The 13,331-nt window shown below is 34.3% G+C and carries 13 protein-coding genes; 8 read left to right on the forward strand and 5 right to left on the reverse strand.

What is annotated here, in order from left to right:
- Nucleotides 1-29 precede the first annotated feature (29 nt).
- The 3 genes from C8C83_RS19760 (at nt 30) to C8C83_RS19770 (ending at nt 1,913) form a co-directional block, all read left to right on the forward strand.
- Nucleotides 30-428: a hypothetical protein gene (locus C8C83_RS19760; protein ID WP_165877249.1), complete on the forward strand. Its 399-nt coding sequence runs from the start codon at nt 30-32 to the stop codon at nt 426-428.
- A gap of 390 nt (nt 429-818) precedes the next feature.
- Complete coding sequence (locus tag C8C83_RS19765) at nt 819-1,298, forward strand: TlpA disulfide reductase family protein (protein WP_121330294.1); 480 nt, start codon at nt 819-821, stop codon at nt 1,296-1,298.
- 3 nt (nt 1,299-1,301) lie between these two features.
- Nucleotides 1,302-1,913 (forward strand): thioredoxin family protein, encoded by a 612-nt coding sequence (locus C8C83_RS19770; RefSeq protein ID WP_121330295.1) that lies wholly within the window; start codon nt 1,302-1,304, stop codon nt 1,911-1,913.
- A 124-nt stretch (nt 1,914-2,037) separates the two neighbouring features.
- Here the strand turns inward: C8C83_RS19770 and C8C83_RS19775 are convergent, their stop codons facing one another.
- Nucleotides 2,038-2,769 (reverse strand): ATP-binding protein, encoded by a 732-nt coding sequence (locus C8C83_RS19775; RefSeq protein WP_121330296.1) that lies wholly within the window; start codon nt 2,767-2,769, stop codon nt 2,038-2,040.
- A gap of 30 nt (nt 2,770-2,799) precedes the next feature.
- The gene (locus C8C83_RS19780; RefSeq protein WP_121330297.1) at nt 2,800-3,531 is read right to left on the reverse strand and encodes a YggS family pyridoxal phosphate-dependent enzyme; all 732 of its coding nucleotides are present in this window, start codon (nt 3,529-3,531) and stop codon (nt 2,800-2,802) included.
- Nucleotides 3,532-3,706: 175 nt separating this feature from the next.
- Between C8C83_RS19780 and C8C83_RS19785 the strand changes: the two genes are divergently transcribed.
- Nucleotides 3,707-3,970 carry a DUF2024 family protein gene (locus C8C83_RS19785; protein ID WP_121330298.1) on the forward strand — a complete coding sequence of 88 codons (264 nt, stop codon included), beginning with the start codon at nt 3,707-3,709 and terminating at the stop codon, nt 3,968-3,970.
- A gap of 195 nt (nt 3,971-4,165) precedes the next feature.
- Here the strand turns inward: C8C83_RS19785 and C8C83_RS19790 are convergent, their stop codons facing one another.
- The 3 genes from C8C83_RS19790 to C8C83_RS19800 are packed head-to-tail and all read right to left on the reverse strand — an operon-like array spanning nt 4,166 to nt 6,259.
- Entirely contained in the window at nt 4,166-4,459 is a 294-nt protein-coding gene (locus C8C83_RS19790; protein WP_099708166.1) for a DUF3861 domain-containing protein, read from the reverse strand.
- A 22-nt stretch (nt 4,460-4,481) separates the two neighbouring features.
- Nucleotides 4,482-5,213, reverse strand: a complete 732-nt coding sequence (locus C8C83_RS19795; protein ID WP_121330299.1) for a LytTR family DNA-binding domain-containing protein — start codon at nt 5,211-5,213, stop codon at nt 4,482-4,484.
- Nucleotides 5,210-6,259 carry a histidine kinase gene (locus tag C8C83_RS19800; protein ID WP_121330300.1) on the reverse strand — a complete coding sequence of 350 codons (1,050 nt, stop codon included), beginning with the start codon at nt 6,257-6,259 and terminating at the stop codon, nt 5,210-5,212. The genes C8C83_RS19795 and C8C83_RS19800 overlap by 4 nt, the downstream gene beginning before the upstream one ends.
- Nucleotides 6,260-6,526: 267 nt before the next feature.
- Here C8C83_RS19800 and C8C83_RS19805 point away from each other — a divergent pair, with 267 nt between their 5' ends.
- The 4 genes from C8C83_RS19805 (at nt 6,527) to C8C83_RS19820 (ending at nt 12,976) form a co-directional block, all read left to right on the forward strand.
- Complete coding sequence (locus C8C83_RS19805) at nt 6,527-7,690, forward strand: efflux RND transporter periplasmic adaptor subunit (protein ID WP_121330301.1); 1,164 nt, start codon at nt 6,527-6,529, stop codon at nt 7,688-7,690.
- Between the two features lie 8 nt (nt 7,691-7,698).
- Nucleotides 7,699-10,863, forward strand: coding sequence for an efflux RND transporter permease subunit (locus C8C83_RS19810; protein ID WP_121330302.1), 3,165 nt, complete (start codon nt 7,699-7,701; stop codon nt 10,861-10,863).
- Between the two features lie 19 nt (nt 10,864-10,882).
- Nucleotides 10,883-12,286: an efflux transporter outer membrane subunit gene (locus C8C83_RS19815; RefSeq protein WP_121330303.1), complete on the forward strand. Its 1,404-nt coding sequence runs from the start codon at nt 10,883-10,885 to the stop codon at nt 12,284-12,286.
- 195 nt (nt 12,287-12,481) lie between these two features.
- Entirely contained in the window at nt 12,482-12,976 is a 495-nt protein-coding gene (locus tag C8C83_RS19820; protein WP_121330304.1) for a hypothetical protein, read from the forward strand.
- The last annotated feature ends 355 nt before the right edge of the window (nt 12,977-13,331 follow it).

Consider the following 13,331-nt stretch of genomic DNA (forward strand, 5'->3'; position numbering starts at 1 on the left):
ATCAGATACATAATTAAATAACAAAAACTATGAAAAAGCTATTTTTAATTTTGCTATTGGTATTACAAATTCCTACTACTTTTGGAAACAATCAAGATGAAGATCCTTCCTCAAAAAAAATTATTGGAACCTGGTATAATAATGCAAATCGCAGTGCAAGGTGGGTTTTTACTCCGGATGGAAAGGTTTATAATTATGTCAATGATAGTTTCAAAGTAATGTACAAATATTCTATTTCGCACAGTTGTCAGAATAATTCAGATGATAATATTGAGTATCTGACATTAATGGATAAAGATGGAGATGAGTATTGTTTTAAAATAAATGGTGTTAATCAAAATAAGAATGGCATTTTATCCCTTGTCAATATGAGTAATATGGAGAAACTTGTGTTTGTTAACAATACCAATATAAAAGTAACAATGTAAAGCTAGTGAAATGTGCCGCTAGGCACTAAATATTGGTAGGAAGTATGAATTGCAAAAAAAATCTAGCGTGCCGTAGGTACGCAATAGTTATATTATTGTTGCGTACCTACGGCACGCTAACGAATTTCGAATCGATATGTTTACCAATATTTAGTACCTAACGGCATAAATTGCAAACCTTCAAATCTTTATAGGCATTAATATTATTATGAATTCATTTTTCCAACTGATATTTTGTATCTAACGACATATTTCAACTCCTGATAATTGATTTTACTTCGTCACTTCGCTACTTCGCGGACAATTTTCAAACCATTAAACTTTCATTAACAAAAAATAATTTAACATTAGTTTATATTTGTAAGGCAAACTTCTAAAGCACTCGCAAATATGAAAATCCACGCTTTTAAAATATATACTTTTTTGTTTTTTGCTTTTTCGATAACGTCATTTGGTCAAAATGTTAAGTTGATAAACATCGATCAATTGCAGGAAAGAATCAAAAACGGAAAAGACAGTACTTATGTCGTGAATTTTTGGGCAACCTGGTGCGCTCCATGCATTAAAGAATTACCTCATTTCGAAAAATTGAATGCCGAATATAAAGCCGAAAAATTGGCAGTATTGTTAGTTAGTGTGGATTTTAAATCAAAATTAACTTCGGCTGTAATTCCATTTGTTAAAAGAAAAAATATGAAAAGCCAGGTTTTTCTTTTGAATGAAAGCAATCCACAAGAATATATTGACAGAATCGATCCTACTTGGTCCGGAAGTATTCCTGCAACACTTTTTATAAAAGGTGATAAAAGGAAATTTGTCGAATCTGAATTTACCTATGAACAATTATTAACTGAATATAAAAAACTATAAATTATGAAAAATTTTATTACCGCAACCATGGTGTTTTTGTTTAATATGTTGCTTTCTCAGGCGCAAACAACGCTTAAAGCCGGAGATACAGCACCAGATTTTAAATTGAAGAATGTCGATGGTAAAGAAGTTTCTTTTGCAAGTTTTCCAAAAGCCAAAGGATTTATTGTTGTTTTTACCTGTAATACTTGTCCGTATGCAGTGGCGTATGAGCAAAGAATAATTGAGCTTGACAAAAAGTTTAAATCGCAAGGATATCCTGTTATTGCAATTAATCCAAATGATCCTGAAGCTTCAAAAGCAGATTCGTTTGATAAAATGCAGGATTTAGCAAAAGATAAAAAATATCCTTTCCCATATTTATTTGACGCAGGACAAAAAATTACTGATGAATACGGAGCAAAACATACTCCGCATCTTTTTATTGTATCTAAAAGTGCTAAAGGAAATGTTGTAGAATATGTTGGCGCAATCGATAATGATCCGGAAGGAACTAAAACAGAGAAAACAAAATATGCCGAAGACGTAATTGCATCACTAAAAAGCAATCAAAAACCAGCGATTACACAAACTAAAGAAATTGGCTGTACAGTAAAAAGAAAAGCAAAAGCTTAATATTATAGCACATAATTATTGAACACGAATTTCACAAATTGACACAGATTTTGGATGTTACTTTTTTACGAAAGTAATTTCACGAATGAATTAGTGCAAATTCGTGAAATTCGTGTTTGTTTTTTTATAGTATTGTTTCGCTGATTTTTTGGTTCTGAAGTTCTAATTCGGCGATGATTTGTCTTTTCATTGTGGTGTTGATATAATCTTTCGCTTCAGCGTATGAAATATTTAATTTACGCGGAATATCTTGAAAATGAACTGGGAAACGAGCCAATTGTTTATCGTAATAAGCAAGAAGTTCCTTTTCGTTTGGCATTTCAAATTTTAATTTAATCTGAAATCTTCTTAGTAACGCTGTATCAATGCTATCGTAATAATTGGTGGCACAAACTAGCAAACTGTTATTTGGGAAATAATCAATCAATTGAATCAGAGTATTTACCAAACGTTTCATCTCGGCAACATCTTTGTCATTATTATCTCTGCTTTTTCCAATTTGGTCAAATTCATCCAGAAACAAAACCGCTTTTTCTGAGATTACGCGGTCAAATATAGCTTTTAGATTTTTTGATGTTTCACCAATTTTAGCATCGATTAAAGTGCTGAGATTTATTATAATAATCTTTTTATTCAAAGCATTTGCAATGGCTTTTGCAGTCGTTGTTTTGCCACAGCCGGAATGACCGTGAAGCAGTATTTTATTGTCAACAGAAAGATTGTACTTTTTTAATTCTTCGATATAAGTATGTTCTTTAATCGTTTGAAGCAGCGTAGTTTTATTTTCAGGACTGAAATGTAAATCATTCAGCGCTACTTTTTCAGTATCATTTATAACAAGTTCGAACAGATTCATTTGCGTTTTTATTTGGTGCAAAATTAGACTTTATTCTGCAATATTTTCGTTCCAGATTTCTTTTCCTAAAAAGCGGTTTCCAAAGATAGAAGTCCCAATTCTCACCAAATTTGAACCTTCGGCAATAGCCAATTCTAAATCCTGAGACATTCCCATTGAAAGTTGTAAATTGCAAATTCCATCAATTTTATGAGCGTAAATTTCATTTCTTATTTCTCTGAGTAAACGCAATGACGGACGCATTTTTTCTTTCTCAACATCTAATAATCCAATCGTCATTAAACCTTTAATTTTCAAAGTTGAATAGCTTTTTATTTTTTCAATAAACGAAATTACTTCAGTTGGAACTAAACCAAATTTACTTTCTTCAAATGATGTATTTACCTGAATGTAGACATCGATTGTTCTGTTTTCTTTATGTAATTGTTTATCGAGTTCTTCGGCTAAACTTAATCTGTCAAGCGATTGAATACAAGTAGCATATTTAAGAACGTCTTTCACTTTATTGGTTTGCAAATGCCCTATAAAATGGCGTTCGATATTTAGATTTCTCAAAACAGAATCTTTATCGCGCAATTCCTGCATTTTATTTTCACCAATAAGTGTTTCTCCGTTTTCAATTGCAATTTGAATGTTGTTGGCAGGAACAGTTTTAGTCGCCAATAATAATTTGACATCTGAAACCTCACGACCATAAAGTTTACAGGCATCTTCGATACGCTGATGAACTTGTTTCAAATTAAAAATAATCTCTTCTCTCATAATGTCAAAAGTAATGATAGAATGGAGTAGGGAAAAGATCCAGTTTTAAGTTTTTTAAATAGTCCAGAATCTTGCTATAAATCAAAAAACTGGATTATTAACTTGATAAGAAACCCGAGTAATTTTGTACCAATAATAAAACCAAAAAGGTTTAATCTAAAACAAAATAAATCATATGAAAGTAGCAGTATGGGATACTTATGTAACCCGAAATGATGGAAAAATTATGCATTTTGATATTCTGGTTGACGAACGTACAGACAATGCCGATAAAGTTTTTGAATATGGAAAAGAATATCTTAAAACAGTTTCGCAAGAAGGTCAGCCCTTGACATCAAAAGAATGTAAATTTTGCCATATCGATAAAGCTCCAATAGAAATAGAAAATCAAATTCTTAAAAATGGATATTCGATTATAGAAATGGAAAATTGTAATTAAGTTTTTGTCGGTTCGAAGAATGAAAAATCTTCGTAAAAAACTCGGCAAAGATTGGTCTTTGCGAGGAACGAAGCAATCTCATTTGCAAGATTCAATTCGTGATTTTTGTTAGTGTGGTTGCTTCGTTCCTCGCAATGACGCAGCTGTGGCTATAAAAACAAAAAAAGACTGCCTTTTACGACAGTCTTTCATATTTTACATACTTTTCAATTTTTTCATGAAGATTGGAAACACTTCATTCAATTCTTCAAAAAGTGGATTCTTACGATGTTTTAATTTGATTTCGCTGAACAATTTCAAACCAAGTGCAAATTGTGTTGCTTCATGCGGATTTTCAAATATATTTTTGTCCTTTATTCTTTCGATAATCCCAAATATTTCGTCGTGATTGTCAAATTCAATTCCAAGTTCTTTTGCGGGTTCAGTTTCCCCATTTGCATATTCCTTTAAGCTTAATGTGAGGGAATATTTATTAGATCTTTTTTCCATGCGGTATTATATTGTATTATAATTATTTCAACCATTTGTCTACAATGGTTTTAAAGGTTTCTTTGTATTGTTCGCCAACTGTAATTTCGGTTTTTCCAATGAAAATTGAGTTTTTGCTTATTGAACTTATTTTATCTAAGGGAACAATAAAAGAGCGATTGATACGCATAAATTTTGAAGAAGATAATTTTTCTTCTAATGCTTTAAGCGATATCAAAGACATCAAAGATTTCTGAGAATCTTCAAAATGGACTTTGACATAATCTTTTAAACTTTCGATATATAAAATGTCTTTCAAAGAAATTCTGACCCATTGATATTCGACTTTCAGGAAAATAAATTCATCATCTGCTGTAACGGAATGAAAATGATTTGAAGCTTCTTCAGACAATTGCAAAACTTTATTAGCAGCTCTTAGAAACTCTTCATAACTAAAAGGTTTCAATAAGTAATCGACAGCATTTACACGATATCCTTCAATAGCATAATGATTGTAAGCGGTAGTAAAAATAATTTTTGGCAATGGTCCGGGTTGTTCCTGCAAAAGTCTGGCAAGTTCCATACCTGTTAAGTTGGGCATATTTATATCCAGAAAAACAATGTCCGGTTGTTGCTCTCGAATCAAACTCATAGCTTCAACAGCATTATCGCAACTGCAAGCCAATTGCAAAAACGGAGTTTGTTCTATAAAGGTTTCCACAAGCCTCAAAGCAAGTGGTTCATCATCTACTGCTATACATTTTAATACAATCATTGTTCTAAAGTTATTTGTAGATTTACTTTGTATTTGCCATTTTGATCAATACCGGAAGTCATTAAATGCTTATTTGGATATATCAAATGCAATCTTCGTTTGGTATTTGTCAATCCAATTCCGCCTTGATCCGTAGTCGATGTTTTTTCGAAAAAAGTATTTTCGACTTCAAATTCAAGAACGTTTCCATTTTGCCTTAATTTAATATATATTTCACTTTTATCAGTGGCATGAATACCGTGTTTAAACGCATTTTCTACTAAAGGTAATAACAACATTGGAACAATTGGAAAATCGTGAATCTTTTCTGGTATATCAGTTGTTATTGTCAGTTTTTTATTGGCACGAAGTTTCATCAAAGCGATAAAATCTTTCATGAATTCGGCTTCTTTTAATAACGTAGTTCGTTCACCTTCTGTACTATAAAGTAAATAACGCATCATACGGCTCAAAGTATGCAAAGCGCTGCGAGAATCTTCAATATTAGTATAAGTTAACGAATAAATACTGTTAAGTGAATTAAAGAAAAAATGCGGATTAATTTGGGCTTTCAGCATTGCTAATTCTGCCATTGTTTTATCCTGTTCCAGTTTTTGTTTGTGCTGTGCAGCTTTTTGCCAGTGTCTCAGCATCGAATAACTGGTGCTGATTCCTAAAACCAAAAGTGTTATTGTGAAAACATAATTGTCAAAATAATCATTTCGATATTTTTTAAAACCTAAGATTATTGCCAGTTTATTATGCAAGTCAGTATTGTAATTGTACAGATAAGCGATAAGCTGCATTACAAAAATGATAAATAGCGTGAGAATAAAAAATGGACTTATATTATCTTTTATAATTGTTCGCGGGACGATTATATGTGCATTAAAATAAAAAACAACAATCATAAAAAACAGCACAATAGATTGCCATAACCAAAAGATTGCCGGAAGAACAATATTCCACGTTAACGGAATATAAAACAACAAGGTAAATCCTAACAATAGCCAGACAAGGATATGTAATCCGACGAAAATGTAAGGTTTAAAAAAGTTTGGTGCCATTGTAATTGGTGATTTTAAGGGCAATATTACATTTTATTTACATTCGATATAAAACCAATCGCTAAAAAAGTAATTACAGTCCATAAAAACCATTTTAGAGCCGATGAGTACCTGTTAAAATCACACTATTTAGCTCATTCAACTTTTATCGGTTCTTAGCGCATATCTATCGATTGTGCCAAGGCTTCCGTCTATTTGAAAAATTTTGCTTGAACAGTTTTAGTTCTTTTGTTCCTTAATAAGTAGATAATCTCATAATTCATCAAAATGAATAAGCAATCTTTTTTAAGCATTATTGCTGCGTCAGTTATCATCGCTTCATGCGGAAATAAAAATGACAAATCGGCTCAGGCTGGCGGCGCACCACAAGTTAAAGAGTATAAAACGTTGACTTTAGAACCTAAATCAGCAACTTTATATACTGATTTTCCGGCAACTATTCAAGGACAGCAAAATATAGAAATACGCCCAAGGGTTGAAGGTTATATTGATAAAATCTTTGTTGATGAAGGTGCCGTTGTAAAAGTTGGACAACCTTTGTTTAAAATTAGCGCACCAGAATATGAGCAGGAAGTTCGTACAGCAAGTGCAAGTATAAAAAGTGCTCAGGCAAGTTTAAGTGCTGCAAAATTGGCTGTAAATAAAGTTAGACCATTGGTCGAAAAAGGAATTATCAGTAAATACGATTTAGAATCGGCGCAATATACTTATGAATCTGCTGTAGCAACATTAGCGCAGGCAAATGCAGCTTTAGTAAATGCCAAAACTAATTTGGGTTATACAACTGTAACAAGTCCGGTTAATGGCGTTGTAGGTTCGATTCCGTTTCGTCTGGGAAGTTTAGTTGGCTCAAATACAACAGAACCTTTGACAACAGTTTCGAGCATTGGTAATGTTTACGCTTATTTTGCATTGAATGAAAAAATGCTTTTGAATTTTACTCAAACTGCTGCCGAAGGAAGTTCTCTTGCTCAGTTGATTAAAAAAATGCCAGCGGTTTCATTATTGCTTTCTGATGGATCAATTTACAGTGAAAAAGGATATGTTGAAACCGTAAACGGATTAATTAATACAGAAACTGGTTCGGTTACTTTTAGAGCTCGTTTTCCTAATCCAAAAGGAATCATCAGAAGCGGAAGCAGTGCTACAGTAAAAATTCCGCAAGACATAGAAGAAAAACTATTGATTCCACAAAGCGCCACTTTTGAACTTCAGGATAAAATGTTTGCGGTTACAGTTGGAAAAGATGGTAAAACCAAAAATGTCGCTATCAAAGTCTTAGAAAATAGCGCAGGGAATTATTATGTAGTTACCGAAGGATTAAAAACAGGAGATCAAATTGTATTAGAAGGAGTTGCAGCGTTGAAAGACGGAAGCGAAATCAAACCTAAAAATCAAAGTCAGGAAGAAGTTTATGCTGACTTAAAATAAGAAAAAAAATGTTTAAAATATTCATACAAAGACCTGTTCTTTCGACGGTAATATCTGTTATTATTGTCATTTTGGGGGTTTTAGGACTTATTGAGTTACCTATTTCTCAATATCCTGATATTGCTCCGCCAACAGTAAATGTCTCCGCAAGTTATACCGGAGCCAATGCTGATGTGGTTTTGAAAAGTATTGTAATTCCATTGGAAGAGCAAATTAATGGTGTAGAAAACATGACTTACATGACTTCTACAGCAACAAATGACGGTAATGCGTCTATAAAAATCTACTTTAAAGTAGGAACAAATCCTGATTTAGCGGCGGTAAACGTTCAGAACAGGGTTTCCAGAGCTACAAGTTTATTACCGGTAGAGGTAACTCAGGCTGGGGTAACGGTGACAAAGAGTCAAAGTAGTAACTTGTTGATTTTCTCTCTTTATAGTGATGGAAATGCGTATAGTCAGACTTTCCTTCAAAATTATGCTAAGATTAACCTTGTTCCGCAAATTCAGCGTGTAGTTGGAGTAGGAGATGTAACAGTTTTTGGAGCAAACGATTATTCGATGAGAATCTGGTTGAGACCGGATGTAATGCAACAATACAAATTGATTCCAAGTGATATTTCGGCAGCTTTGGCAGAGCAAAATATCGAAGCAGCGCCGGGTAAATTTGGTGAGAACGGAAATCAGGCTTTTCAATATGTAATTAAATATAAAGGTCGTTTAACAAGTGCCAAAGAATTTGGTGATATCATTATCAAATCTGTTGGAAACGGACAAATGTTGCGTCTGAAAGATGTTGCAAAAGTAGAGTTGGGATCATTAAGTTATGCCTCGACAACTAAAACAAATGGTATTGAATCTACAGCGATGGCGATTAGCCAGACGCCGGGATCTAATGCCCGTGATGTAATTATCAATTCTAAAAAGTTGATTGAAGAAGCAGCAAAAAGCTTCCCAAAAGGAGTAAAATATACAATTCTTGTTGATGTTAACGAAAACCTTGATGCTTCTATCGGAAAGGTAATTCATACTTTAATTGAAGCTTTTATATTGGTTTTTATCGTAGTATTTATTTTCCTTCAGGATTTTAGATCGACTTTAATTCCGGCAATAGCGGTTCCGGTGGCAATTGTAGGAACGTTTTTCTTTCTGAATTTATTCGGGTTTACGATCAACTTATTAACGCTTTTTGCAATGGTTCTGGCGATTGGTATTGTCGTCGATGATGCGATTGTCGTCGTCGAGGCGGTGCATGCCAAACTGGATCACGGTTACAAATCGTCTAAGAAAGCTACAATTGATGCAATGGATGAAATTTCCGGAGCGATTATTTCGATCACACTTGTAATGGCTGCCGTATTTATTCCGGTTACTTTTATCAATGGATCTACGGGAGTTTTCTACAAACAATTTGGTATCACATTAGCGGTTGCGATTATTCTTTCGGCAATTAACGCGTTGACTTTAAGTCCGGCATTGTGTGCTTTGCTTTTAAAACCACATGCTGACGATCATAAACATAAAAGTTTTATTCAGAGATTCTATACCTCGTTTAACGTTGCATTTGATAATGTAACTGGCAGATATAAACGTTCAGTTCAATTTCTTTCTGTCAAAAAATGGATTGTGCTTGCGGCTATTGTTATTTTCAGTGGAGCATTATTTTACATGATGAAAACCACACCGTCGGCTTTCGTTCCGGCAGAAGATCAGGGAACTGTTTTTGCCAACATTAGTTTACCGCCATCGGCTTCTATGGAACGTTCTGATGTAATTGCCAAGAAAGTTGATAGTATTGCCAACACAATTCCCGGAGTTAAAAACACGCTTCGTATTGTGGGACAAAACTTTACAGCGGGAGCGGGAAGTGCTTACAGTATGGTTATTATAAAACTGGAAACCTGGGAAAAACGTGATTTGAGTGTTAATGACGTAATTGGTCAGCTTTTTGCCAAAACGAGCGGAATTCGTGAAGCAAATATTTTCTTCATTTCGCCTCCAACAATTTCAGGATTTGGACAAAGTGGTGGATTCGAATTTCAGTTGCAAGATAAAGGAGGACATACCACTCAGGAATTCTTTAAAGTTAATAATGAATTCTTAGAAAAGTTATCAAAACGTCCGGAAATACAATATGCGACAACGCCATTTAATCCTGGTTTCCCGCAATATATGATGGAAATAAATTTAGCTAAAGCTAAAGACGCAGGAGTTCCGGTAAATACGATTCTGTCCACAATGCAAGGATATTACGGAGGATTGTATGCTTCGAATTTCAATAAATTCGGAAAACAATATCGTGTTATGGTTCAGGCTTCTCCGGAATTCCGCACAAACACAGAAGGTTTGAATAAAATCTTCGTTAGAAATAGCTCAGGAACAATGGCTCCAATTACAGAGTTTGTAAAAATGACCAGAGTTTTTGGACCGGAATCTATTTCGAGATTTAACTTATTTACGTCTATTTCGATTACAGGAGCGCCAAATCCGGGATTTAGTTCTGGAGATGCCATTAAAGCAATTCAGGAAGTGGCGGCAGAAAATCTTCCGGCAGGTTATGGATATGAATTCTCAGGATTAACGCGTGAAGAATTAGCATCAGGTAGTGAAACGGTATTTATTTTCATACTGTGTCTTGTGTTTGTTTACTTCTTGTTAAGTGCACAATATGAGAGTTATATTTTGCCATTTGCAGTATTATTATCAATTCCGTTTGGATTGGCAGGAGCTTATTTGTTCTCAATTATATTCAAATTAAACAGTAATATTTACCTGCAGATTTCCTTAATCATGCTGATTGGATTGCTGGCGAAGAACGGTATTTTGATTGTTGAATTTGCCTTAGAAAGAAGGCGAAAAGGATTGCCAATCGTGCAAGCTGCAGTCGAAGGAGCCGTAGCACGTTTAAGACCAATTTTGATGACTTCGTTTGCCTTTATTTTAGGACTTGTGCCTTTGATGTTTGCTACAGGAGCTGGAGCGGTTGGAAACAAATCGATTGGTACTGGAGCTGTTGGAGGAATGTTGATCGGAACCATATTAGGAGTATTTGTTATTCCGGTATTGTTTATCATTTTCCAGACTTTACAGGAAAAAATTAGCGGTCCGGCAAAAGAGGGTTATGACGACGAAGATGATGAGGATGTACAGCTAATCGAAGCTCATAAAGAGTAATAATTTAATGAATACAAAGATGACTCATAGTTCAAATAAATATATCATGATAGTAATTGCAGTCACTCTTTTGAGTGCCTGCGTTACTAAAAAGTACGAACGCCCCACCACGATTTCGACCGATAAGTTGTATCGTGATCAGGCTTCTACAGATTCGACTACGATTGCAAGTATGCCTTGGCAAAGTGTTTTTAAAGATGAAAAACTGAATGCTTTAATTCAAAAAGGATTAGATCAGAATCTTAACTTAAAAAATGCTATTGAAAACATTGTTCAGTCACGCGCTACTTTACGTCAGGCGAAATTAGCGTATTATCCAACTCTGAATATTGATGCTAATGCAACGCACACGAAACAATCTGAAGCAGGTTTGAATTTTCCCGCAGGAATTAATATCAATACGCTGACAACGACTTACAAACTTGGTTTAAGCACGTCTTGGGAAGCTGATATTTGGGGAAAATTAAGCAGTTCAAAAAGAGCCGCTTTGGCAACTTATCTTTCTACAGATGCTGCAAAACAAGCTATTCAGACACAACTGATTTCAGATATTGCGAATAATTATTTTTTATTGTTAGCGTATGATAAACAATTAGAAATAACAAAAGCAACATTAGAAAGCCGTATCAAAAATGTTGAAGTTATAAAGGCTTTAAAAGAAGGCGCAATAGTTACCGGTGCAGCAGTTGTGCAAAGTGAAGCCAATCAGCATGCAGCCGAAGTATTGATTCCGGACTTAAAAAGAAGCATTCGCGAAACCGAAAATGCCCTTAATATTTTGTTAGGTCAAGGTCCGGGAACGATCGATAGAGGAACATTAGGAAATCAAATAATTCCTGAAAAAATTGATATTGGTGTTCCGGCGCAATTACTAGAAAATCGTCCTGATGTCCGTCAGGCGGAATTTAATTTCAGAACGGCTTTTGAGAATACAAATATGGCTAAAACTTATTTTTATCCAAGTTTGACTTTGACAGCAAGTGGAGGATTTTCGAATCTGCAATTGACAGATTTCTTTAGTAATTCTGTTTTCTATTCTTTGATTGGCGGATTAACGCAGCCACTTTTTAATCAGGGATTGAATAAAGCGAGATTAACAACTGCACAATCTAAACAAGTTCAGGCATTAAACAATTTCCAACAAAGCCTTTTGGTTGCTGGACAAGAAGTTTCAAATGCTTTGTACGCTTATGAAATGGCAGTTGAAAAAGAAGATTCAAGAGAAAAACAAATTGAAGCTCTTGAAAAAGCGGTCGATTTTACACAACAACTTTTAGAATATAGCTCAGCTACAAATTATACCGATGTATTAACATCAGAACAAAATTTATTGGCTGCTCAATTGAGTGGTATCAATGATAATTTACAAAAATTACAAGCAGTTGTTGATTTATACCGTGCTTTAGGCGGCGGATGGAAATAATAATATTGGTTATTGTATTGTTTTATTTGTTTAAAAACGCCTCAATCCTGAGGCGTTTTTTGTTTAATTATCTATCGGTTAAGAAGTGCTTTTCGTCGATTGGTATTGTGTTTTCGTATAATGAATAGGAGAAAGGCAAATAATTGGCACTACTTTAGCTTTGTTTCAAATCAAATAATACTTAATACCACAAAGATGAAAAAATTAGGATTCGCATTAATACTCTTGATGAGCGTTTTTGCACAGGCACAAGTTTCGATAAACGTAAATATTGGTACACCTCCAAATTGGGGACCTCAAGGTTATGACAATAGTAGATACTATTATTTACCTGATATTGATACTTATTATGATGTTGTACAAAGTCAGTTTATTTATGACAACAACGGCAGATGGATTCGTGAGAATAGATTGCCTTCAAAATACAGACAATACGATTTGTATGGAGGTTATAAAGTAGTTTTAAATGATTATAGAGGAGATTCTCCTTATACGTATCATACGAAACACAGAGCTAATTATCCAAAAGGATATCACGGAAAACCTCAGAAAAACAGAGGGAATAAACCGGAAAAAAACAATAAAGAATATCATAACAAAAAGGATAAAGACGATAAAAAAGGAAATTCAAAAAAGGATCATCCAAACAAAGACAGGGATCAGAATCATTCACACGATGATCACCATTAATTAAAACATGACTAAATTGGAAGAGCGCCTCAGAAATGGGGCGTTTTTTTTAGGTCTGTTTTGTTTTGAAAAAGCAGGAACGAGATCCAAGCGATAGCGAACAGACGAAGTAAATCTCCACGAGAAGCTCGACAAAGATTGGTCTTTGCAAGGAACGAAGCAATCTCATTTGCTGAATTCAATTCGTAATTTTTGTTAGTGTGGTTGCTTCGTTCCTCGCAATGACAAATATTGGGGTTACGTTGCGTTTCAAGGGATTAAAATCCCTTGCTACAAAATAAATCCCTCATGCGGAATTTTATGCAGAGTTCCGGAGGAACGAACTATATTGTAGGGATGGATTTTAATCCATCCA

The sequence above is a fragment of the Flavobacterium sp. 90 genome (genome assembly GCF_004339525.1).
Taxonomy (GTDB): domain Bacteria; phylum Bacteroidota; class Bacteroidia; order Flavobacteriales; family Flavobacteriaceae; genus Flavobacterium.